This window comes from Streptomyces sp. TLI_55 (assembly GCF_900206255.1).
GTDB lineage: Bacteria > Actinomycetota > Actinomycetes > Streptomycetales > Streptomycetaceae > Streptomyces > Streptomyces aquilus.
In genome coordinates, this window is sequence record NZ_OAOJ01000001.1 from 7,062,436 (window position 1) to 7,084,647 (window position 22,212).

The 22,212-nt window shown below is 70.5% G+C and carries 20 protein-coding genes; 7 read left to right on the forward strand and 13 right to left on the reverse strand.

Annotated features, from left to right (window positions below; translation table 11 throughout):
• Window positions 1-5 precede the first annotated feature (5 nt).
• Window positions 6-710, reverse strand: a complete 705-nt coding sequence (locus tag CRP56_RS32470; RefSeq protein WP_097270047.1) for a peptidyl-tRNA hydrolase — start codon at window positions 708-710, stop codon at window positions 6-8.
• 30 nt (window positions 711-740) lie between these two features.
• On the opposite strand from CRP56_RS32470, the gene CRP56_RS48575 reads away from it, so the two are divergent.
• Window positions 741-1,610 (forward strand): ABC transporter ATP-binding protein, encoded by an 870-nt coding sequence (locus CRP56_RS48575; RefSeq protein ID WP_097270049.1) that lies wholly within the window; start codon window positions 741-743, stop codon window positions 1,608-1,610.
• Complete coding sequence (locus CRP56_RS48580) at window positions 1,607-2,278, forward strand: ABC transporter (protein ID WP_097270051.1); 672 nt, start codon at window positions 1,607-1,609, stop codon at window positions 2,276-2,278. The genes CRP56_RS48575 and CRP56_RS48580 overlap by 4 nt, the downstream gene beginning before the upstream one ends.
• Here the strand turns inward: CRP56_RS48580 and CRP56_RS32485 are convergent.
• The 8 genes from CRP56_RS32485 to zapE form a co-directional block, all read right to left on the reverse strand.
• Window positions 2,270-2,449, reverse strand: coding sequence for a hypothetical protein (locus CRP56_RS32485; protein WP_079312584.1), 180 nt, complete (start codon window positions 2,447-2,449; stop codon window positions 2,270-2,272). The two genes, CRP56_RS48580 and CRP56_RS32485, sit on opposite strands and share 9 nt — an antisense overlap.
• A 9-nt stretch (window positions 2,450-2,458) precedes the next feature.
• Window positions 2,459-3,301 carry a polysaccharide deacetylase family protein gene (locus CRP56_RS32490; RefSeq protein WP_097270053.1) on the reverse strand — a complete coding sequence of 281 codons (843 nt, stop codon included), beginning with the start codon at window positions 3,299-3,301 and terminating at the stop codon, window positions 2,459-2,461.
• Window positions 3,302-3,372: 71 nt separating this feature from the next.
• The gene (locus tag CRP56_RS32495; RefSeq protein WP_097270055.1) at window positions 3,373-4,251 is read right to left on the reverse strand and encodes a PPK2 family polyphosphate kinase; all 879 of its coding nucleotides are present in this window, start codon (window positions 4,249-4,251) and stop codon (window positions 3,373-3,375) included.
• An 84-nt stretch (window positions 4,252-4,335) separates the two neighbouring features.
• A complete protein-coding gene (locus CRP56_RS32500; RefSeq protein ID WP_097270058.1) occupies window positions 4,336-5,715 on the reverse strand; it encodes a PhoX family protein in 1,380 nt (459 codons plus the stop codon).
• Between the two features lie 99 nt (window positions 5,716-5,814).
• Window positions 5,815-6,603, reverse strand: a complete 789-nt coding sequence (locus tag CRP56_RS32505) for a slipin family protein (protein WP_097270060.1) — start codon at window positions 6,601-6,603, stop codon at window positions 5,815-5,817.
• Window positions 6,604-6,705: 102 nt separating this feature from the next.
• The gene (locus CRP56_RS32510; protein ID WP_097274660.1) at window positions 6,706-8,163 is read right to left on the reverse strand and encodes a SulP family inorganic anion transporter; all 1,458 of its coding nucleotides are present in this window, start codon (window positions 8,161-8,163) and stop codon (window positions 6,706-6,708) included.
• A gap of 5 nt (window positions 8,164-8,168) precedes the next feature.
• Entirely contained in the window at window positions 8,169-8,747 is a 579-nt protein-coding gene (locus tag CRP56_RS32515; protein ID WP_097270062.1) for a carbonic anhydrase, read from the reverse strand.
• Between the two features lie 491 nt (window positions 8,748-9,238).
• Complete coding sequence (gene zapE, locus CRP56_RS32520; RefSeq protein WP_097270064.1) at window positions 9,239-10,384, reverse strand: cell division protein ZapE; 1,146 nt, start codon at window positions 10,382-10,384, stop codon at window positions 9,239-9,241.
• 37 nt (window positions 10,385-10,421) lie between these two features.
• On the opposite strand from zapE, the gene CRP56_RS32525 reads away from it, so the two are divergent.
• The 4 genes from CRP56_RS32525 to msrB all read left to right on the forward strand — a co-directional run bounded on the left by CRP56_RS32525 (window position 10,422) and on the right by msrB (window position 13,780).
• Window positions 10,422-11,276 carry a pyrimidine reductase family protein gene (locus CRP56_RS32525; RefSeq protein WP_097270065.1) on the forward strand — a complete coding sequence of 285 codons (855 nt, stop codon included), beginning with the start codon at window positions 10,422-10,424 and terminating at the stop codon, window positions 11,274-11,276.
• Between the two features lie 133 nt (window positions 11,277-11,409).
• Window positions 11,410-11,883, forward strand: coding sequence for an indole-3-glycerol phosphate synthase (locus CRP56_RS32530; protein ID WP_179851175.1), 474 nt, complete (start codon window positions 11,410-11,412; stop codon window positions 11,881-11,883).
• Window positions 11,884-11,970: 87 nt separating this feature from the next.
• A complete protein-coding gene (gene murC, locus CRP56_RS32535) occupies window positions 11,971-13,359 on the forward strand; it encodes a UDP-N-acetylmuramate--L-alanine ligase (protein WP_097270068.1) in 1,389 nt (462 codons plus the stop codon).
• Window positions 13,360-13,372: 13 nt separating this feature from the next.
• On the forward strand, window positions 13,373-13,780 hold the full coding sequence (gene msrB / locus CRP56_RS32540; protein WP_097270069.1) for a peptide-methionine (R)-S-oxide reductase MsrB: 408 nt from the start codon (window positions 13,373-13,375) through the stop codon (window positions 13,778-13,780).
• Between the two features lie 13 nt (window positions 13,781-13,793).
• Here the strand turns inward: msrB and CRP56_RS32545 are convergent, their stop codons facing one another.
• Window positions 13,794-14,231, reverse strand: coding sequence for a hypothetical protein (locus tag CRP56_RS32545; RefSeq protein WP_097270071.1), 438 nt, complete (start codon window positions 14,229-14,231; stop codon window positions 13,794-13,796).
• 410 nt (window positions 14,232-14,641) lie between these two features.
• Window positions 14,642-17,653 (reverse strand): AfsR/SARP family transcriptional regulator, encoded by a 3,012-nt coding sequence (locus CRP56_RS32550; RefSeq protein WP_257041322.1) that lies wholly within the window; start codon window positions 17,651-17,653, stop codon window positions 14,642-14,644.
• A gap of 269 nt (window positions 17,654-17,922) precedes the next feature.
• On the opposite strand from CRP56_RS32550, the gene CRP56_RS32555 reads away from it, so the two are divergent.
• A complete protein-coding gene (locus tag CRP56_RS32555; protein ID WP_097270075.1) occupies window positions 17,923-20,406 on the forward strand; it encodes a tetratricopeptide repeat protein in 2,484 nt (827 codons plus the stop codon).
• On the opposite strand, the gene CRP56_RS47240 is transcribed toward CRP56_RS32555, so the two are convergent.
• Both CRP56_RS47240 and CRP56_RS32560 read right to left on the reverse strand, forming a co-directional pair.
• Complete coding sequence (locus CRP56_RS47240) at window positions 20,354-20,611, reverse strand: hypothetical protein (RefSeq protein WP_143664961.1); 258 nt, start codon at window positions 20,609-20,611, stop codon at window positions 20,354-20,356. The genes CRP56_RS32555 and CRP56_RS47240 overlap by 53 nt on opposite strands.
• Window positions 20,608-21,864 (reverse strand): hypothetical protein, encoded by a 1,257-nt coding sequence (locus CRP56_RS32560; RefSeq protein ID WP_179851176.1) that lies wholly within the window; start codon window positions 21,862-21,864, stop codon window positions 20,608-20,610. Before CRP56_RS32560 ends, CRP56_RS47240 begins: the two co-directional genes overlap by 4 nt.
• Between the last annotated feature and the right edge of the window lie 348 nt (window positions 21,865-22,212).

Genomic DNA, 22,212 nt, shown 5'->3' on the forward strand with positions numbered 1-22,212 from the left:
GCCGCTCAGGGCAGCGGGCGCAGCGCCGGGTGGTCCGCCACCACCGTGCAGGAGCCGGGCGCGATCTCCGTGAAGCCCGCGTCCCGCACCAACGGCAGCCCGCTGGACGTGAGTTCACGCCACCGCTCGGGCTCCGCCGTGCGTACGGCGAGCGGGAAACCGGCGTCCCGCCAGGCCGTCCGCTGCTCCTCCGACAGTTCCCACCAGGCGAGTTGGGCCCCATGCCCCGCCTGTGCCATCGCCTTCCCGGCGGACATGTCGAGATCCGGGCTCATCCACAGCACCGGCACCCCGGGATCGACGTCCCCGGGCGGCTCCGGGTCGTCGAGGTCGGTCCCGGACACCTGGAGCTTGGCCAGCTCCTTCGGCCACCCGTCGAGCGGCACCGGCGGGAAGACCCGCACCTCGGCCGACTTCCCGGTCACGGTGATCCCGGGCAACGCCTCGGCCTTCCGCCACTCCGCCCCCCGAGCCCGCCGCACGACCTTGCGGATCCGGGCGTCCTGCCAGTCCCGCATGACCTGAGCCCACTCCCCGTCCCCAAGGGACCGCTCGTCGCTGAGGACGAGAAGAACGGCCCGCGCGGCGGTCTCCAGGGCGTCGGTACGGGCAGGAGGGGCGGCACGCTCGATGCGGACGACCAGAGGCAGGACGAACTGAGGGGCCTGGTCGCGCACATCGGCTTCGGGGGTAAAGGGGCTGGCGTTCACCCAGTCACCTTAAGGCGACATCATTTGGCCATGGAACGCGATCTACAGCTGGACAACGTGGGCCGCCGCTACGGCCTGCGCGGCCCCTGGGTCTTACGGGGCATCCACCTCACCCTCGCCCCCGGGACCCTCACCCGCATCGAGGGCCCGAACGGCACCGGCAAGTCCACGCTGCTGCGCATCCTCGCCCGCCTCGACGCCCCCTCGGAGGGCAGGGTCAGGGGCCGCCCCCGCACGGCCTACGTCCCCGAGCGCTTCCCCTCGGCCCTCCCCTTCACGGCCGCCGGCTACCTCACCCACCTGGCCACGATCCACGGCCTCACCCGCGCCTCCGCCCAGCGCGCCGCCGCCGACACCCTGGAACGGTTCGGCGCCTCCTCCTACGCTCACACGCCCATGGCCCAGCTCTCCAAGGGCAGCAGCCAGAAGGTCGCCGTCGCCCAGGCCCTGCTCGCCGAACCGCAACTGCTCGTCCTGGACGAGGCGTGGACCGGCCTCGACACCGGTGCGCGCGAGGAACTGGAGCGGGCCGTCGCCGAGCGCACCGCGGCGGGCGGGGCGGTGGTGTTCGTCGACCACGATCCGCGACGCCTCGCGGGGGCGACCGACGCCGTGTACGCCGTACGCGAGGGTGGCCTCGAACGTCGTACGACACCCATGGCGTCCGACCCGGGGGCCACCGGCCCGTACGTCGTCGTCGAGGCGCAGGGCCCTGCGGGCGGGCGGCTGCCCGCGGACGCCCACCGCACCGCCACCACCGCCGAGGAGCCGGAACCCGGCACCTACCGGCTCACCGTCCCCGCGTCCCACTCGGACGTCCTGCTGCGCACCCTGCTGACCTCCCGCCCGCCCTGGCACGTCGTGAGCGTGCGCCACCAGACACCGGAAGGCGGCCGATGACCGCGCTGCTCCGCTACCAGACCGCCCTGCTCGTGCGCTCGCAGCGCTGGCTGCCGCCGGTCATCCTGTACGCCGTGTTCCTCGGCGTCGGTGTGCAGAGCGGGCAGCCGATCCTGGACTCCCTCGGCTATGCCGCCGCCGCGCTGCTGCCGGTCGCCGCCTGGCTGGTGCGGATCTGTGTCGCGGGCGAGCCGCCCGCCGCCCGGACCTGCGTCGCCGCCGCGGTCGGGCCCGCCCGGGCGCATCTCGCCGCGCTGCTGGTGGCGCTGGGCGGCGCGGCCCTGCTCGGCACGGTCGCGACCGTGCTCGTGACGCTGATCAGCGACCCGGTGAGCTCCGACCACCAGATCCGGGTGCCGAGGCTCCCGGCCGGCGGGTCCGGGCTGCTCGCGGTGCTGGCCTGCGCCCTGCTCGGCACGGCGGTCGGGGCGCTGACCACCTGGCCGCTGCTGCGCACTCCGGGCCGGGCGGTGCCCACGATGCTGCTCGCGGCCCTGCTGTCGGTGGTGGTGACCGGTTCCCCGGCCCACGCGGCCGTCAGTGGCCTGGTCACCGGTTCGCAGCAGGGGACGGTCCCGCTGCCGCTGCTGCCCCTCGCGGCGGCCGGCGTGGTCACGGCCGTGGCGCTCGCCGCGGCCTGCGCGCTGACCTCCCGCCGCTCACCCTGAACAGGCGGTCCGCTGTGCCTCCTGCCACTCACAGACCGGGCACAGCGTGATCCCCTTGTACGACTCCGGGTACTCCGTCGGCTTGCGGCACAGCACGCACTCGGCGTACGGCGGCCCCTCGGCGACCGGCGGCTTCGGGACCTCGCGGATCGTGCAGTAGTCCTCGCTCATGCCTCCAGCCTAGGACGGTCCGTCCTGGGCCCCGATCAGCTCGGAGACCTTCACGAACCGGTAGCCCCGGCTCCGCAGCTCCGGCACGATCCGCCGCACCGCCCGCTCGGTCGCCGGCGCCGCACTGCGCGTGCAGTGCATGACGACGACGGAACCGGGCCGGACGCCGTCGAGAACCTGCGACGCCACGGCGTCCGCGTCCGTCGCGAAGGCGTCCCCGCTCACCACGTCCCACTGCACGGCCGTGACACCGGCCGGGGTGAGCGCCTTGAGCGCCGTACGGTCGTAGCAGCCGCCGGGGAAGCGGAAGTACGGCATCGCGTCGGGCACCCCCGCCTTCCGGAAGGCGGTGTACGCGCGCTCGACGTCGGACCGCATCCGGTCCTCGGACAGCGTGGGCAGCCCGTAGCAGTCGCCGGTGAAGGCGTAGTGGCTGTACGAGTGGTTCGCGACCTCGAAGAGCGGGTCCCGTCCGATCGACCGGGCCTCGGCCGGGTACTCCTCGGCCCACCGGCCCGTCATGAACACGGTCGCCCGCACCTTCAGTGCCCGCAGGGTCGCGATGAGCCGCGGGTTGTCGAAGTGCTCGCCCGCCGCCGCCCGTGCCCCCTGGGCGGCGGTCATGTCGGCGTCGAAGGTGAGGGCGACGGTCTTGTCCGCGGCGCGGGGGCCGTGCTTGAAGACCGGGGTGAGACCGGACGGGCCGGGGGCGAGGGTCGGGGGGCGCGAGGGGGCGGCGGAGGGGGCCGGGTGGGCGGCCTCGGCACGGGGTGCCTGGGGGCTGGCGGCGCAGGCGGTGAGCGCGGCGCCGAGGGCACAGACGGCGGCGACTTGTCGTACTCGAATGATCACCGTACGAACATAAATGGACAAATCAGGCATATCTCGGAGCGCCGCACTTCAGGCGCCGCGAAGGCCCTCGATCAGGCGCCCTTCAGCAGCCTCTTCCGGCACTCCTCCACGTCGAAGTCGGCCTTCGGGTACTGCGGGTCCAGTGCCTCCAGGTGCTCCAGGAGGAGGCGGCTGACGGCCCAGTTGCGGTACCACTTGCGGTCGGCGGGGATCAGGTACCAGGGGGCCCGCGGGGTGGCGCAACGGCGCAGGGCGAGTTCGTACGCCTCTTGGTAGGCGGGCCACAGTTCGCGCTCGTCGATGTCGCCGGGGTTGAACTTCCAGTGCTTGTCCGGGCGGTCGAGGCGTTCGAGGAGGCGGGCGCGCTGTTCGCCGTAGGAGAGGTGCAGGAAGCACTTGATGACGGTGACGTCGTTGCCCGTGAGGGACTGTTCGAAGCGGTTGATACGGGCGTAGCGACGGGTCAGTTCGGAGCGCGGGGCGAGGCCGCGGACGCGGGCGATCAGGACGTCCTCGTAGTGAGAGCGGTCGAAGATGCCGATCTCGCCGGGGGCGGGGAGGGCCTGGCGGATGCGCCAGAGGAACGGGTGCTTCAGCTCCTCGGGGGTCGGGGTCTTGAACGCCTTGATGCGGCAGCCGGACGGGTTCAGCAGGCCGATGACGTGCTTGACCGTGCCGCCCTTGCCGCTGGTGTCCATGCCCTGGAGGATCAGCAGGACGCGGCGCCGGTCGCCCGCCGTGCTCGCCGCCCACAGGCGTTCCTGGAGCCCGGCCAGGCGCTCGCCCATCTGTTCGATGTCCGCCAGGGCGGCCTGCTTGTCCTTGGGGGCGCCGGGGGTCGCCCGGGCGTCGTAGGAGCCCAGGTCGACCCGCTTTCCGCCGTCCGGCACGCGGAGCAGCTCGCTGAGGCTCGGCTCCTTCCTGGCCTTCTTCGAGCCCTTCTTGGCCACGGCGTGCCCCTTCCCGTGCGGTGGTCCCTCGATCGTGCGTCCGCCGGGAAGGGGCCGCCAGCCGGGGCGCCCTGTGACGGGGCGCTACCTCCGCCAGGGCCCCGTCACGGCGAACGTGGTCCCCGGCGTGTAGCAGTTGACGAACATGGTCCGGCCGTCCGGCGAGAACGTCACCCCCGCGAACTCACCCCACTCCGGCTCCTCGGCGGTTCCGATGTTCTGGGCGTTGCGGGCCATCGCGTACACCTCGCCCCGCCGGGTCACCCCGAACACGTGCTGCGCCCCGTTGCCGTCCTCGCAGACCATGAGGCCGCCGCTGGGGGCCAGGCAGATGTTGTCGGGGGACTCGCCGGGGAGCTGGACGTCGGTGTCCGGGCCGAACACGATCACCAGGGTGAGACGGCGGGCCGAGGGGTCGTACCGCCAGATCTGCCCGTAGTGGTCGGCGGCCGAGCCGTCCGCGCTGCGGGCGAAGGACGAGACGAAGTAGACGCAGCTCCCGCCCCAGTAGCAGCCCTCCAGCTTCTGCGCGTGCGTGATGCCCTTCGGGCCGAAGTCCTGGAGGCGGACGGGGGTTTGCGCGGCGAGCGGGTCCGGTACGTCGACCCACTCGATGCCCTCGAAGCAGGTACCCGTCTCCTGGATGGAGGACAGGTCGGGTACGCCGGGAACGCGCATCGCCTGGAGCCGACCGCCAGCGCGCAGCGAACCGAGGCCGCCCAGCGGCTTGTTGGGCAGAAAGCGGTAGAACAGGCCGAACGGCTTGAGGAACGCGTCCTCGGTCTCGTAGACGATGCCGCGCTTCGGGTCGACGGCGATCGCCTCGTGCTGGAAGCGGCCCATCGCCGTCAGGGGCACCGCGCCCGAGCGCCGCGGGTCCGCCCCGTCCACCTCGAAGATGAAGCCGTGGTCCTTGGTGTAGCCGTTGGTGCCGGCCTTGTCCTCGGTCTCCTCGCAGGTCAGCCAGGTGCCCCAAGGGGTGGGCCCACCCGCGCAGTTGACGGCCGTGCCGGCGATGGCGACCCGCTCCGACAGGACGTTGTTGCGGGCGTCCAGGGTCAGCGCCGTACAGCCGCCCTTGCCCATCGGGTCGTAGGTGAGGCCGTCGATCGTCGGGACCGGGACCTTGCCGGTGACGCGGTTCTCGTGGTTGCGGACCAGGTGGGTGCGGCCGTGGCCGCCGGCGGAACGACCGGCAAAGGCTGCCATGCCGTCGTGGTTGGAGGGGACCTCGCCCTCGCCCGAGCGGAGCTGGTCGCCCTCGCGGGAGAGGACCTGGTAGCGGAAACCTTCCGGCAGATCGAGCAGACCGTCCGGGTCGGGGACGAGCGGGCCGTAACCCGTGTGACCCAGGTCCTGTGCGGCGGCGGTGCCGGTGAAGAGCTCGGAGAGGGCGCCGGAGAAGACGATTCCCGCCCCCAAGGCACCGGAGCGGGCAAGGATCTGACGTCGCGTTGCGGACATGGAGCAGCAACCTTCCTGCTGGCGGACAGGATGTGACGCCGCTGTGTCTATCATCTGGGCCGGGTCGCGGGAACCACACGCGTAGCACGTGTCACCGGTTCACCGGTCGAGGCCTCGGTCGGTCGGGTGCTCCTGGGCCCTCTCCAGGAAGCGCAGCAGCTCCACCGGGAAGGGCAGCACGAGCGTGGAGTTCTTCTCGGCGGCGACCGCCACGACCGTCTGCAGCAGCCGCAGCTGGAGCGCGGCGGGCTGCTCGGACATCTGCTTCGCGGCCTCGGCGAGCTTCTTCGACGCCTGGAGTTCGGCGTCGGCGTTGATGATGCGGGCGCGGCGCTCACGGTCCGCCTCCGCCTGCCGGGCCATGGAGCGCTTCATGGTCTCGGGCAGCGACACGTCCTTGATCTCGACGCGGTCGACCTGCACACCCCAGCCCACGGCCGGGCTGTCGATCATCAGCTCCAGGCCCTCGTTGAGCTTCTCGCGGTTGGACAGCAGATCGTCCAGCTCGCTCTTGCCGATGATGGACCGCAGCGAGGTCTGCGCCATCTGGGAGACCGCGAACTTGTAGTCCTCGACCTTCACGAGGGCGCTCGCCGCGTCGACCACCCGGAAGTAGACGACCGCGTCCACGCGCACCGTCACGTTGTCCCGGGTGATGCCCTCCTGGGCGGGGACCGGCAGCGTGACGATCTGCAGGTTGACCTTGTGCATGCGGTCCACCAACGGGACCACCATGGTGAACCCCGGCTCCCGTACGTCGTGCAGCAGCCGGCCGAGCCGGAAGACCACCCCGCGCTCGTACTGCTTGACGACCCGGGCCCCGGCGGCGACGTAGATCACTCCGGCGGAACCGGCGGCCACGGCCACGGTGAGCAGCTCCTGGAGCATGACGACCCCCTCGGTGAGAGGCCTGTTTATCCGCTCCTGCAACGATATGCCCGGTGCCTGGCGCGGGGCCAGGCACCGGGTGGTGGGGTACCTAGTGGGGTACTACGCGGCGGTCACCTTCACCGGCTCCGTGCCGACCGCGCTGTGGCGCTCGGCCCAGTTCTCCAGGGCCGTGCGGCAGGCGTGGTCGAGGTGGTGCAGGCCGGAGAGGTCCAGCTCCACCGGGCGGTCCTGGGGCAGCGACTCCAGGCTGTCGAGGATCTTCGGCAGCCGCAGGAACGTCGCGTTGCCCGAGAGGTACGCCTGGACGGGTCCGGCGCCCTTGTCGACGACCTCCAGCTTGAGGTGCGAGGCCTCCCAGGCGGTCTTGGCGACCGCCAGCGCGAGACCGATGAGCACGCCCTCGAACATGCTGACCGCGACGATCGACACGGCCGTGACCACGAGGATCAGCGCCTCACCGCGGTGCTCGCGCCACAGCGAGACGACCTCCCGGACGGGGATCAGCTTGGCGCCGGAGTAGACCAGGATGCCCGCGAGGGCCGGGATCGGGATGTAGGCGAGGACGCCCGGCAGCAGCGCCGCGAACAGCAGCAGCCACACACCGTGCAGGACCCGGGACGCCCTGGTGCGCGCGCCCGCCTGCACGTTGGCCGCGCTGCGCACGATCACCGCGGTCATCGGCAGCGCGCCGAGCACACCGCAGAGCGCGTTGCCCGCGCCCTGCGCGACGAGTTCCTTGTCGTACTCGGTGCGCGGCCCGTCGTGCAGCCGGTCCACGGCCGCCGCGCAGAACAGCGACTCGGCGGACGCGATGAGCGTGAACGCGACGATCGTGGCGAGCACGCCGACGCTCGCGAGCTCACCGAAGGCGCTGAAGGACGGCGGCTGGACGGAACCCAGCAGCCCCTGCACCTCGACCGTCGCCACCGGCATCGAGAACACCAGCGCGGCGAGCGTGGCCAGGCCGACCGCGGCGAGCGGGCCGGGCACGGTACGCACCGCCGCCGGCATCCGCTTCCACAGCACCAGCACGGCGATGGTGCCGACGCCGAGCCCGAGCGAGGCCAGCGCCCCGCTGTCGCCGAAGGCGTCGACGAGCGCGCCGGGCAGCCCGGCTATCTTGCCCAGGCCCGAGGCGGGGGCCTCGGTGTCGGCCATCGCGTACAGCTGTCCGGCGATCAGCACGAGGCCGATTCCGGCCAGCATGCCCTCGACGACGGAGACCGAGATGGCCCGGAACCAACGGCCCAGCTTCAGGGTGCCCATGAGGATCTGGAGCAGGCCGGTGGCCAGCACGATCACCCCGAGGACGGGCAGCCCGAACTCCCGCACCGCCTCGAAGACCAGCACGGTCAGACCGGCGGCGGGCCCGGAGACCTGGAGGCTGCTGCCGCGCATGCATCCCGCGACGATGCCGCCCACGATGCCGGTGACCAGGCCCAGTTCGGCCGGGACACCGGAGGCGACGGCCACGCCGACGCACAGCGGCAGCGCGACCAGGAAGACGACCAGGGAGGCGGCGAAGTCCTGCCGCAGATGAGGGTATTTGGTCATCATGCCGATCACAGGGCCTCGAACGCGTCGGTGTCCGCGCGGTGTTCGCGCACGGCTCCGGTGTGGACCTCGTAGTACCAGGCCCGCAGGGTGAGTTGACCGGCCGACAGCTTCTTGTCGATGAAGGGGTAGGAGCGCAGGCGCAGGACCTGGGCCAGGACATGGCTCTGCACACCGTCGGCGACCTCGGGGTCCTCGGCCGCTCCGGCCGGGCGCGGCTCGGCACGGGTGAGCCAGTCCCGTACGGCGGGTACGGCGTCGAGGTCGTCGCCGCGCACCAGGGCGCCGACGGCGCCGCAGTGCGAGTGGCCGCAGACCACGATGTCGCTCACGCCGAGGACCTCGACGGCGTACTCGATGGTGGCCGCCTCACTGGTGGGGTGCTCGGAGACGTACGGGGGGACGATGTTGCCCGCGGTGCGCAGCTCGAAGAGCTCGCCGGGGCGGGCGCCCGTGATCAGGGCCGGGACGACCCGTGAGTCGGAGCAGGTGATGAACAGAACCTGGGGGGATTGGCCTTCGGCGAGCTTGGCGAACTCCTCAGGGCGCTGTCCGAACAGGCGGGCGTTGTCGATGAGGGGCTGCATGTGGTGACTCCTCCTGGCGCGCCACGGCGGCGCGTCGGACGTACATGACAGTGGGGGGTCAGGCAGCCGGTTCCGGTGTCGCGGCGGCGGAAGACCTGAAGGGCCGCCGGGAACGGGCTGCCTGGGCTCTGAGGGCCCGCTGGGAGACGGGCCGAGCCTGGGAGAGAGCTCTACGGTGAGCTTTGGGTTGAGCATCACGGATCGTGTGCGCGGTTGCGAACGGTTCCGTGGGAGTGAACGGCCGAGGGGTGATCAGGGCGGTGGTGCGAGGCGAGAGCACGGTCGGTGCCGTCGTACCTCGAAACATGCGCCCCCCTTCCGGCAGTCCACGGCTTACGCACAGACCAAGCGTTGGTCAACGACTGGTCAAGAAACACGTTAACCCTGCAAAGTTGTTTGCAGGGTTAACTTAGCGTTTCGAGCTGAAGAGAGCCTGAAAAGCGCGGGTGTCGTGGCGTGAACTGGCCCTTGACCTGGGAGCTTTCGCCAGGCTAGGCGGACTCGACGAGCCGCTTGCCGTCGCGGGCCAGTGCGGTGAGCCGGGAGATCGCCCGGAAGTACTTCTTGCGGTACCCGCCGTTGAGCATGTCCTCGCTGAACAGCTGGTCGAACGGCAGTCCGGAGGCGAGGACCGGGACTTCACGGTCGTAGAGCCGGTCCGCGAGGACCACGAGCCGCAGCGCGGTCGACTGGTCCGGAACCGGCCGCACATCCGTCAGGCAGACCGCGTTCAGGCCATCGGTCAACGCGCCGTAGCGGCTGGGGTGGACGCGGGCGAGGTGCTCCAGCATCTGCGGGAAGTCGTCGAGCGAGGCGCCCGCCGTGGCGTACGCCGCCTTCGTCACCTGTTCCTCGGAGTACGGCGCCGGCGCCTCGGGCAGGCCGCGGTGGCGGTAGTCCTCGCCGTCGATGCGCAGGGTGCGGAAGTGGGCGCTCAGCCCCTGGATCTCGCGCAGGAAGTCGACCGCCGCGAAGCGGCCCTCGCCGAGCTTGCCCGGGAGGGTGTTGGAGGTGGCGGCGAGCGCGACACCCGCGTCGACGAGCTTGCGCAGGAGGCTGGAGACGAGGACGGTGTCGCCCGGGTCGTCGAGCTCGAACTCGTCGATGCACAGGAGGCGGTGGTTCGAGAGGGTCTGGACCGTCTGCTGGAAGCCGAGGGCGCCCACGAGGTTGGTCAGCTCGACGAACGTGCCGAAGGCCTTGAGGGAGGGCTCGGCCGGGGTGGCGTGCCAGAGGGAGGCGAGCAGGTGGGTCTTGCCGACGCCGTAGCCGCCGTCGAGGTAGACGCCGCGCGGGCCGGCGGGAGCCTTGGCGCCCTTGGCCCCCTTGGCCTTCTTCTTGTCCGTGCTCTTGTCCTTGCCCTTGCCGAACCCGAAGAAGCCACGCTTGCCGCCGGTGACGGCGTGGGCCCCGCCGAGCCCGCCCGCGAAGCCCTCGAGGACCTTGACGGCCTCGAACTGGCTGGGCTGGTTCGGGTCCGGGATGTACGTGCTGAAGCGGACCGAGTCGAAGCGCGGCGGCGGCACCATCTCGGCGACCAGGCGGTCGGCGGGGACGTGCGGCTCGCGGGCGCACAGGGACACGGGGGCCGCGTCTGCTATCGGGCTGATCCCGGAGGCGGCGGAGGAGGACGACACGGTTCCCCATGGTAGGCGTCGTGCCACACTGCACGACATGCGACGCCTGTTCCCTGTGACCGACCAGACAGTGACGACGGCCTCCGGTGGGGCCGCTGTGAGTGACGGGTCGACCGAGGCCGGTGGGGCGGCTGTGAGTACTGAGTCGACCGACGGCGAGTGGAGCCTCCAGGAGCTGGCCGCCGCCTACGCCTATCCGGAGTCCGTCACGGACCCCGCCGGTGCCCCCGTCCCCTGGCTGCGGGCCAACATGGTCTCCACGCTCGACGGGGCCGCCCAGCACGACGGCAAGTCACAGCCCATCTCCACCGCCGCCGACATGCGGATCTTCGGCACCCTGCGGGGGCTGGCGGACGTGGTCGTCGTCGGTGCGGAAACGGTACGGCAGGAGGGGTACCGCCCGGCACGCGCGCGTGCGGAGTTCGCGGAGGCCCGGGAGGCGGCCGGACAGGGGCCGGCGCCGGCGATCGCGATCGTCAGTGCGGGCCTCGACCTCGACTTCTCCCTTCCGCTTTTCACCTCCCCCCTCACGCCGACCCTGATCCTGACCGGTGCGGCCGCCGCTCCCGACCGGGTCGCCACGGCGGAGAAGGCCGGTGCCCGGGTGGTCGTCGCCGGTGACGGGGTCGGCGTGGAGCCCGCGCGGGCCGTGCAGGCGCTGGCCGACCTCGGCTTCACGCGGTTGCTCACCGAGGGCGGCCCCCGGCTTCTCGGGCAGTTCGTGGCCGCGGGGGTGCTGGACGAGCTCTGTCTGACCGTCGCCCCGATGCTCACCGCGGGGGACGCCCAGCGGATCGCCGGGGGGCCCGCTGTCGCGGTTCCGCAACGGTTCGCACTGGTGTCCCTTCTGGAGGAGGAGGGGTTTCTCTTCAGCCGCTACCAGCGCAGTTGAAATTCGATCAGTGGTACCGCCGGTCCCGAAAACGGCGGAATCAACCGTTCCGTTTAGCTTCCGACGGGCACACTGAATCTCGCAGTCCCCGTGAGATCACGGGGAAGGATGGTTTCCGCAGAAGGGGCGCCCGGTGTTCACAAGCGTTTTGATGATCGAGAAGGCCCTGACGTCCGCCGACGTGGAGTTCGTCACGACGTTGCACGGGGACGAGCAGGTCGCGTTCCATGTGCTCCTCCAGCCGCGCGGTGACCAGGCCGACCGGCTGCTCAGGGCCATCGACGACGTGGCGCTGGGCGAACTGGACGAGGCGGCGCGCGAGCGGGAGGTGCCCGAGGGCGCGGCCGCGAAGGACTTCGGGGAGCGCGCGCTGGAGGTGTCCCTGCAGGCGCTGCGGGGCTCCGGGAGCGAGGCGGAGGGGCGGCTGATCGAGGACCACCCGCTGGACGCGCTGAAGTCGCTGGTGCAGGAGATCGGCGCGGACGAGGTGATCGTGCTGACCGATCCGCACTACGTGGAGGAGTTCTTCCACCGGGACTGGGCCTCGCGGGCCCGGCACAAGGTGGGGGTGCCGGTGCTGAAGCTGTTCTCGCACAGCAAGGCGTAGGTCTGCTCTGCGGCCGGGTGTCCGTCGCTGTCGGCGGCTCGGCTTAGGCTTGGCCCCGTCTTGTTTCATATGCACAGGGAGACACGCATGGCACCCGGCCTTCCCACCGCCATGGACCGACCGCACTTCATCGGCATCGGCGGCGCCGGGATGTCGGGGATCGCGAAGATCCTCGCGCAGCGCGGGGCGAAGGTCGCGGGCAGCGACGCCAAGGAGTCCGCGACCGCCGAGGCGCTGCGCGCGCTGGGCGCGACCGTGCACATCGGACACGCGGCGGAGCACCTCGCCGACGACGCGAGCTGTGTCGTCGTGTCGTCGGCGATCCGCCAGGACAACCCCGAGCTGGCCCGTGCCGCGGAACTGGGCATCCCGGTCGTGCACCGCTCCGACGCCCTCGCGGCTCTGATGGAGGGCCTGCGGCCGATCGCGGTCGCGGGCACCCACGGCAAGACGACCACGACGTCGATGCTGGCCGTGTCCCTGAGCGAGCTCGGCCTCAACCCGTCGTACGCCATCGGCGGCGACCTCGACGCCCCCGGTTCCAACGCGCTGCACGGCACGGGCGAGATCTTCGTCGCCGAGGCGGACGAATCGGACCGCAGCTTCCACAAGTACGCGCCCGAGGTCGCCATCGTCCTCAACGTCGAGCTGGACCACCACGCGAACTACGCGTCGATGGACGAGATCTACGAGTCCTTCGAGACCTTCGCCGGGAAGATCGTCCCCGGCGGCACGCTGGTGATCAACGCCGACCACGAGGGCGCGCGCGAGCTGACCCGACGCCTGGCGGGTTCGGTGCGGACGGTGACGTACGGGGAGGCGGAGGACGCCGACGTACGGGTCCTGTCGGTCGTGGCACAGGGCCTCAAGAGCGAGGTCACCGTTGTCCTGGACGGCACGGAGCTGGTGTTCACGGTCTCCGTCCCCGGCCGCCACTACGCGCACAACGCGGTCGCGGCCCTCGCGGCGGGCGTGGCCCTCGGCATCCCGGCGGACGAGTTGGCGCCGGCGCTGGCGTCGTACACCGGCGTGAAGCGGCGCCTGCAGCTCAAGGGCGAGGTCGCCGGGGTCCAGGTCATCGACTCCTACGCCCACCACCCCACGGAGATGACGGCCGACCTGGAGGCCATGCGGGCGGCGGCCGGGGACGCGCGCATCCTGGTGGTCTTCCAGCCCCACCTCTTCTCCCGCACGCAGGAGCTCGGCAAGGAGATGGGCCAGTCCCTGTCCCTCGCGGACGCCTCCCTCGTGCTCGACATCTACCCGGCCCGTGAGGACCCGATCCCCGGCATCACCAGCGAGCTGATCATCGAGGCGGCGCGGGCGGCGGGCGCGGACGTGACGCCGGTCCACGACAAGGCGGAGGTCCCCTCGGTCGTGGCGGGAATGGCGAGGCCGGGCGATCTGGTTCTCACCATGGGCGCGGGTGACGTGACGGACCTGGGCCCGCAGATCCTGGACCGCCTGTCGAAGTAAGGGGCTGAGCTTCATGTCGTACGACGTCGATAAGCCGGAAGAGCAGTGGCGCGCGGAGCTGACCCCGGCCGAGTACGCCGTCCTGCGCCAGGCCGGCACGGAGCCCGCCTTCACGGGTGAGTACACCGACACGAAGACGAAGGGCGTCTACTCCTGCCGCGCCTGCGGCGCCGAGCTCTTCACGTCCACCACGAAGTTCGAGTCCCACTGCGGCTGGCCCTCCTTCTACGACCCGAAGGACACCGACGCGGTCGAGCTGATCGAGGACCGGTCGCACGGGATGGTGCGGACGGAGGTGCGGTGTGCGCGGTGCGGGTCGCACCTCGGGCATGTGTTTGAGGGGGAGGGTTACCCGACTCCGACGGATCAGCGGTACTGCATCAACAGCATTTCTTTGCGGTTGACGCCGGACGAGGGCTGATCCGGGCAACTCTCTACTCAGCGGTGGGCCGCGGGGCGTGGAATGTCACGTTCGAGAAGGAGCGTCCCTGCAGTACGGGACCGTGCACCGTCCCACCGCTGATGCTGTTGTGTACTGCGCCGCTCGCATCGGCCGTTGCATCGGGGCTGAACTCCTCGACAAGACAACGGAGTTCCGCAGCAGCGCCAGGGTGGTCCTGCAAGAGGGCGCGCAGCCGGAGCCGTAGCATCGCGGCGATGTCGGACGCCAGGATCTCTTCGTCGGGGGTGCCGGCTGCCGCGGCCAGGGCGTCCTGGGACCGGTCCAGCTCCCCGTCGACGGTGCCCGCGTCACCGCCGCGGGCGAAGAGGCGTACGAGACGTTCCTTTGCCTGCTGCCATGAATCGGTGACCATGAGGCCGACTGCCGTCGTCGCCCCGCTGGTGACGAGTGCGGCCAACTCAGCTTCCACGGCGCTCCTTCCAGCGTGCACCAGGTCGGTGCGGCGGCGGACAGGCTTGCCGCCGCACCGGAGTCGTGTCATGTACGGTAGCTGCCCGCCGCCTCCGACGTCTTCCCTGTGGAGTGGCCCTCCGTTGCAGAAAGCAACAGAGACGGAATGCAAATCAGGGCGCCGAGGAAAAGCGTAAGGTGCCAGAAGTCTGTGCGCTTCTTACGGCTGCTTGGGGCAGCCTTTTCAGTCTTGCTCAGGGTCATGGGAAGTTCTTACTCCCGGGTTCATTTCTTCTAGATCCTGCGGCTTGGGTGCCGCCCGCCAGGAGATGTCTAGTGCGTCGGTGATCACGGCGCAAGGTCGTGCGTTGATTTTCTTGAAGAGATGCCCCGCGGACTGCCTCTCTGATAGAGGAGACGTTCCTGCGGTCAGCCTGCCTCTCTGGCCCCGGCCTCGTCGGACACGGCGTTGATCATGGCCAGGCTGTCGCGTGCGTGGGTGGCCTCTTGTGCGGCCCCGGCCGCTTCGGCGACCTGAACCGCCTCGGTGATGTGCGCGGCGGCCGGGCCGTGCTGCCCCAGTTGATGCTCGGCAAGTCCCAGGCAGCGGAGCGCCTGAGCCATCTCGTTCGCCGCGCCGATGCTGCGGGCCATCTCCAGGGCGTGCCGGTGGCGGGCCGCGGCCTCATGGAATCGCCCGGCCGCGTGGAGGGCGGCTCCCATGGCGTGCAGTGTGTTCGACGCGTTCCTGCGGTCCCCGAGGCGACGGAACGTGGCGAGAGACTCCTGATAAAGACTCAGCATTGGCTCGAGTTCGGACGGTGATTCCATGGTGTTGGCCAGATTGACTTGCGTGATGGCCAACTCGGAGCGACTTCCTGAATCATTGAGAACTTCTAGGGATTCGAGGAGGAATCGCCGAGCCGACTCCGTTTTTCCCGTGCGCGCATATAAGTCGGAGAGGTTGTTCAGGACGCGGGCATATTCCCGCACATCGCCTGCCCGTTTGAAGTCGGCGAGGGCGGCCTCAAGATTCTCCCGTGCCGATGTGTAATTGCCAATGTAAATGTATGTGATGCCCAGGTTGTTCCGGGAGCGGGCGACCTGCCAGGTGTCTTCGGTGGAGAGTCGTAGCCGCAGTGTCCTGAGCTGATGGTCCAGCGCTTCCGGCAGTCGGCCGAGATTCCAGTGGAGCACGCCGAGTTGGTGCAGCGCCTCGGCGCCCGCGGCGGTGTCGCCCACGTCCTCGGCCCCCGAGAGTGCGCGTCGGTGCGCGTCGAGTGCTTCCTCGTACCGTCCGCAACGGCTCAGCGCGTTGCCCAGGTCGATGAGGGCGTGCACTTCGGACTGCCGTTCGCCTGTGCTGCGCCAGTGCTCCACGGCGGAGGCGTGCATACGGCAGGCCTCCGCCGAGTGGCCCTCGTCGTCGAGGAACCCGGCGAGGGCGCCCGCGAGCAGTGCTGCCTCCCTGAGGCGTCCCGTGGTGCGGCAGTGCCGTTCGGCGGCCATGAGCGCTGCTCGCTCCGCGAGCAACCAGGCGTGTGCGGCAGCCGAGTTGTCCCACTGCGGGAATGCGTGCCGCGGAGGAGGAAGGTGTCTGTCGGGGTGCAGTCCGCGCGGATTGATCAGTCTGTCCGCGGCCTCGGATGCCTGTACGTAGAAATCGATCATTCTGGCGATGGCGTGATCGCGTGCGGAGTTCGATTCCTCGGACATGGCGAGTGCGCGTGCGTATTCGTCCAGGAGATCGTGGAGGGTGTAACGCTCGGGGGCGGGTTCCTGGATCAGATGTGCGTTCAAGAGTGATTCCAGGACATCTTCCGCTGTGCTGTGCGGGAGATCCGTGAGAGCGGCCACCAGATATGAGTCGACATCGGGGCCGAATCGGATGCCGAGATGCCGGAAAACCGTCTGTTCCTCGCCCGTCAGGGTCCGGTACGACACTTCGAACGCCCGGGCGATGTCGCCTCTGGCGGTGTCGCGGATCTCCTTGAGCCGCCCCTGGCCATGGGTGAGCCTGTGCAGCAGATGGGCCGTCGTCCAGGAGGGCCGGGAGGCCAGGCGGCCGGCAGCCAACTCGACGCCCAAGGGCAGATACCCCGCCAGCCGGACGATGTCTGCGACCTCGTTCGTCCGATCGGTACGGGCCGCGCCCGCGACGGAGCGGAACAGAGCCATGGCATCGTCGGGAGGGAGTACGTCGAGCTCGATCGACCGAATCCCGGGAAGACCGGTGAGCCGGCGACGACTGGTGACGATGACCACGGACTCGGTGGTGCCCGGCAGCAAGGGCCGTAGTTGCTCGGCTCCGGCCGCGTCGTCGAGCACCACGACAGCGCGCCGGTTGCTCAGTAGACCGCGCCACAGGCTCGTCAGCTCGTCCAGGCCGTCAGGGAGGGCACTGACCGGGACGCCGAAGGTCCGGATGAGTGTGGTGAGCGCCGCCTCGGTGGTGAGGGGTTCCCGATTGATGGCATGGGACCGCAGGTCCAGGTGGACCAGCCCGTCGGGATACAGCGGCCCGAGACGTCTGGCGGCGTGCAGTGCCAGCAGGGTCTTGCCCACTCCGGCCATCCCCGAGACGGTCTGCAGGGCGATCACCGCCCCGGAGGCGGCCGAACCGGTGGGCAGCGCTGAGGCGTTGTGGAGGATGGCCGCCAGCTCCTCCTCGCGCCCTACGAGTTCGGCATGGACGGGGAGGGTGCGTGGGGTGGTCGGAGCGGTCTCGTGACGTGGCAGGAGCGCGCGGACCGGTGCGCCGTTCAGGATGAGTCCCTGCAGGCGGGAAAGGGCTTCCCCGGGATCGGTGCCGAGGTCGTCCCGCAGGCGGCGTTGCACCCTCGCGTAGACCCGTAGGGCGTCGGCCTGCCGACCGCAGCCGTAGGCGGCGGTCATCAACTGGCCGGCGATCATCTCGTCGGTGGGGTGCTCTTCGAGGAGCGTGTTCAGCTCGGGTACGAGTTCGGCGAAGCGGCCCCTGCTCAACTCGATGCCGATACGGTCCAGTCGAGTGGCGAGGTGCCGTTCGGCGAGTACGCCGCGCATGCGCTCGGCCCACAACCCGGGGAGACCGGCCAGGGGTTCACCCCGCCAGAGTTGCTCGGCGTCCCGCAGAACGCGCAGTGCCTGCTGGTCGTTGCCGGAGTCGGTCATGGTGCGTGCCTGGCCCATCAGGTATTGGAACCGATGGCAGTCCACGTGCTCCGGGCCGATGTCCAGCGAGTAGGTGTGAGCGTGCTGGACCAGGAGGTTTCCGCTGTCCATGGCGCGGAGCCGGCGGCGGATCCGGGCGACATAGGCGTGCACGCTCGCCCGCGGCTGCGCGGGCGGGGAGTCGTCCCACAACCGGTGGATGAGCGCGTCGAGCGAGACCGGACGCCCCGCGTCGAGCGCAAGCGCCGCGAGGGTCAAACGCTCCTTGGCCGATCCGAGCCCGTCCACGCACCCGTTTCTGTGGAGAACAACGGGGCCCAATACGCGTATCTCGAGATCCACCAGCGCCCCCGTACGACGGTCGGTCGGTCTGTGCTCTGGCTTTCGTAAGAATCGCATGCGGTGAGAAAGCGTTCAAATATGGAAGCAATATGAACACCAGATTGGCTTAATTGGAGTAGATCCGATCCTCTGTGGGTCTGAGCCGGTCTGACGGAAGCAGTGAACGGGTAGGACGCAAGGCGCCGGGAAGCGGAGGACCGAGGGGGACACGGCGGGTGGATCAGGTGACGGCCGAGGAGTTGTTGACCGCCCTGGAGCGGGCCGCTCGACAGCCGAGCGCATGGCAGGCGCTCGTGAACGTCGTGGACACCCAGTCGTCACCCGCGGCGGCGGAGTCGGTCCGCGCGGAGGGCCGCGGCGGAACGGAAGCCCCTGTACGGGACCGGCTCCGGCCGCTGGCCGAACTGCTGGCGCGGCAGGCCGCGAGCAGCCCCTCCTTCACCGAGACGTTGAAGGGGTGGCTCGTCGACACCCTCCCCGCGCAGCAGTCGAGCGTTACCGGCCCTGCGGTTTCCAACACCATCGGGACCTCGGCACGGATCGTCGGACCCGTGATCCAGGCCCGCGACATCACGGGCAGCGTCCACATCCACGCCCCCGCGGCTCCGGCGGTCGTCACCGCCCCCGCGGTGCCGCGCCAGTTACCGCCGGTCCCGAACCACTTCGTCAACCGCAGCCATGAGTTGGCGGAACTGGACCGGCTGACACGCTCCTTCCGGCACGGCCCCGCCATCGTCGTCATCAGCGGACCGCCGGGAGTGGGAAAGACCACGCTGGCCCGCCGCTGGCTGCTCGGAAACGCGGACTCCTTCCCGGGCGGACACCTGTACGCCGACCTGCGTGGCCACTCCGCCGACGGACCGGCGCGCCCCGGTGAACTCCTCGCCGAACTGCTGCGCTCCGTGGGCAGCGAGGAGATTCCCACGGAGCTGACCGCACGGGCAGCCCTGTGGCGCTCGGTCACGGCCGACACGCGCATCGCCCTGCTGCTCGACAACGCGGTCAGTGCTGCTCAGGTGCGTCCGTTGCTGCCCGGGGCAGGGCAGGCCGTAGCCGCTGTGACCAGCCGTCATCAGATGACGGGTCTGGGCATGGACGGCGCCGCCTTCCTCCCGTTGGGCGTGCTGGCCACCCGTGACTCCATGGCACTTCTCAGCCGCCGGATCGGTGCGGACCGGGTGGAGCGAGAGCCGCAGGCGGCGCTGACGATGGCAGAGGCCTGCGGCGGACTGCCGCTGGCTGTGTGCGTGGCGGGGGCCCGTGTCGCCGCCAGGCCGCGGCAGCCGCTGGCGGTGGTCGCGAGAGCCCTGAGCGGCGACGGAGACGGGGAGGGGGTGCTGGACGCGCTGCGGGTCGAGGGCTCCTTCGCCGTACGAGCCGCCCTTCGGGAGTCGTACCGTCTGCTCACCGCCCAGACGGCGGCAGGGTACCGGCGCCTGGGGATCGTCCCGCTTCCCGTGCTCACACCACCCGTCGCCGCGGCCGCGTGCGGCGTCGAAGGGGCCGTGGCCGATCGGATCCTGGACGAGCTGGTCGAGGTGAACCTCCTCGAAGACATCGGCCCTCACCCACGCACCGGACTCGGCCGGTTCCGCTTCCACGACCTCGTACAGGCCCACGCCCGCGAGCTGGCCGAGGAGACCGAGTCCGCCGCCGACACCGAGCGAGTCATCCGCCGTGTCGTGGACCACCACCTCGCCACTGCCACGGCCGCCGAGGGCCTGCTGACTCCCAGCCACCGCACGCTGCGGCGTGACTACGCCGAACCGCCCGCGCCGCCGCCGTTCACCGATGAGGCCGGCGCCCTGCGCTGGCTCGACGCGGAGCGCGGTCACCTCATGACGGTGCTGCGGACGGCCGAGCAGCGGAACTGGGATGCGACCGTCTGGCAACTGGCGGACGCCTTGTGGCCGTTGTTCCTGCGGCTGCGTCCGTACGACCTGTGGATCGAGGCGCACGAGGCCGGCCTCGCAGCGGCCGGCCGGGCGGGTGACCGGGACGGGATCAGCCGCATGCTCACCTCCGGCGGCACCGGGCTGCGCAACGTGGGCCGCTTCGAGGAAGCCATTTCATGGTTCCGACGGGCCCTGGATGCGGCACATGACGAGGTGACGAGGTTGACCGCGGCCGTAGCAGCCGGGTCGGAGCAACGGGAGTTGGACCTCGCCCGTAAGCAGGAGGCGCAGGCGCTGCACGGTCTGGGGCAGTCGTACCGACTCGCGGGACGACTGGACGACGCTCGCGCTCACTTCTTACAAGCGCTGGTCCTGCGGGAGGAGATCGGCTATCGCCGGGGTGCCGCTCTGACCCGGCTCTGTCTCGGCGACACGGCCTTGGCGGCGGGCGCACCGGCCCACGCGGTCCCGTACCTCGAGCGGGCCCGCACCGAACTCCTCGCCGAGGGCGACCGGTACGACGCCGCACGTGCGCTGGCCTTTCTCGGACGCGCCCACGCCCGCCTCGGGGGCGACGAAGCGGAGACGGCAGAGGACCGGCTCCGGCAGGCACTGGCCGAGTTCGAGGAGACAGGCTCCCCGCCCTGGCAGGCACATGTGCTGGAGATGCTCGGCGAAGTGGCCGAGGAACGTGGCGATGTCGAACGGGCCAGGGACTGGTACGAACAGTCCCTGGGCCGCTACGAATCCATCAGTGAGATCGACCGGCGTCGACTGGAGGACCGACTGCGGCGGTTGGGGTGACCTCGCCCCGCAGACAGGCCGCGTGGCCCCCCTCCGATGTGGCGACCACCGCGAGGACGCAGCCGGGGTAGTGGGCCAGAGCTGATGCGGCGAGCAGCAGGGCTTCGCCGAGCGGACGGGGGCGACGGCTGTACAGAACGTCGGCGCACTCCCGCCAGTTCTCCTTGGTGCCGCCGTCCAGGCAGACGGCCACGACGTCGCTCACGCCGGCACCTCCCGCTGCCGTCGGCCCCAGAGGTTCTCCGGGCGGGGCAGAGGCGCGAGTGACGGCTGATAGGCGGGTTCGCCGAGGCCCAGCAGCCGATACATGAGCCGGCGTGTGCGGGGACCGAACCGTCCCGGCTCGGAGGAAATACGCCGGGCTATCCGGGCGTACTCCGCGGCCGGGCGAACGGCACGGGCGTAGGCCAGTTGTTCCGACAACGGGTGCGCGGGCGACAACGCCGGTGCGACCCGCGCGAGTTCGGCTCCCGGAGAGGCCGGATCGACGTCCGAGGACGGGAATCGGGCCAGGACGACGGTGGCGCGGGTGAGGGTGGAGTAGAGGGTCACGGAGCCGTGGTCACCGATCACCCAGTCCGCGGCGACCACGAGGGGACGCCAGTCCACGTCCGGCGGAACCACGACGACGCCCCTCCGCAGAGCCCCCGACAGCCAGGACCGCACCTGCCAGTCACCGTGCCGGGACCAGACGTTGGGGTGCACCAGCACCGCGACCCGGTACTGGTCCGACGGCAGCTCCATGAGCAGCCGGGGCAGCAGCGCGTCCAGCCGATGGAACGAGGAACCGAGCCCCCACGTCGACGAGACGACCAGCAGCTTCTGCCCGTGACGCAGACCCAACGCCGCCCTATAGCGGCTGCGCAGGGGGAGACTCGCCGCGATGCGGTCGTAGGCCGCGTCTCCCACCACCTCGGCGACAGACACCGCTTCCGGGCACTGGCTTCGGAGCCTGTCGAGGTCGTCATGGTGGGCCAGAGCCAGCGCGGCGGGCACCACGCGCCCTTCCCACAACATGTACTGCCTGCCCAGCCCGCCGACGGCCCTCGGCGCCCCTGGACTGCGATCGTCGGCGAGCCGCGACAGCTTCATGTGCCCGGCACCGTGCGGCAGCCTCAGCAGCGGACCCCGCAGCTTCTCCACCCCCTGCGAACCAGCCGCCAGGATGAGGTCGAAGCGGCTGCGAAGCGCCTGCTCCCAGGGCAGAACACCGTCTTCCGGTGTCGGTAGGGCGCGTTTCGCCCCCGCGTTGAACGCGTGCGGCGCGATGGTGAAGTCGACCTGAACCCGCAGATCCGACTCCAGCAGCGGAAGGACGTCCCGCAGCCGCTGACCGTACGCCTCCGTGTGGACGACGGCGAGGACGCGCTTGCAGTCAGGCAGCGTCAGCCACTGCGCTCCGCCGACCCCGGCAGCGGGCCTGTCGGTTGTGGGTAAGGCGCCCGAATCGTCTTTCATCGATACCCCCGTGGTGTGTGAACGAGCCCTCGATCCGCACATGCCCGCCCACCGAGACGGAAGGCTTGACCTGTGCTTGCTCAAACCTTGCAAGGGTTCCGGGTGGGGGACTGGTGACTGCGAGAGACGGCACACGGGCGATCTGACGCGCGCGGATGCGGTCAGCGGAACAGGCTGGTCCGACCGCCGGAACACCCCCTGGAAACCTGCCCCGTACCGACATGTGGGGCACTGGGAGGGGTCGCCCTAGCCGGGCTCGTTGTCTGGCCGGCGGCCGCCCTGCCTGACCGGAAGTCGGTCGGCCCGTCGGGTGGGACGGGATACTTGTGTTTTCTGAGAACGTGCGTC

Coding starts and splice junctions, on each gene's coding strand:
- CRP56_RS48575 (WP_097270049.1), top strand. CDS start 741: ATGGAACGCGATCTACAGCTGGACAACGTGGGCCGCCGCTACGGCCTG.
- CRP56_RS48580 (WP_097270051.1), top strand. CDS start 1,607: ATGACCGCGCTGCTCCGCTACCAGACCGCCCTGCTCGTGCGCTCGCAG.
- CRP56_RS32485 (WP_079312584.1), bottom strand. CDS start 2,449: ATGAGCGAGGACTACTGCACGATCCGCGAGGTCCCGAAGCCGCCGGTC.
- CRP56_RS32500 (WP_097270058.1), bottom strand. CDS start 5,715: ATGTCCGCAACGCGACGTCAGATCCTTGCCCGCTCCGGTGCCTTGGGG.
- CRP56_RS32505 (WP_097270060.1), bottom strand. CDS start 6,603: ATGCTCCAGGAGCTGCTCACCGTGGCCGTGGCCGCCGGTTCCGCCGGA.
- CRP56_RS32510 (WP_097274660.1), bottom strand. CDS start 8,163: ATGATGACCAAATACCCTCATCTGCGGCAGGACTTCGCCGCCTCCCTG.
- CRP56_RS32515 (WP_097270062.1), bottom strand. CDS start 8,747: ATGCAGCCCCTCATCGACAACGCCCGCCTGTTCGGACAGCGCCCTGAG.
- CRP56_RS32525 (WP_097270065.1), top strand. CDS start 10,422: ATGCGACGCCTGTTCCCTGTGACCGACCAGACAGTGACGACGGCCTCC.
- murC (WP_097270068.1), top strand. CDS start 11,971: ATGGCACCCGGCCTTCCCACCGCCATGGACCGACCGCACTTCATCGGC.
- msrB (WP_097270069.1), top strand. CDS start 13,373: ATGTCGTACGACGTCGATAAGCCGGAAGAGCAGTGGCGCGCGGAGCTG.
- CRP56_RS32560 (WP_179851176.1), bottom strand. CDS start 21,864: ATGAAAGACGATTCGGGCGCCTTACCCACAACCGACAGGCCCGCTGCC.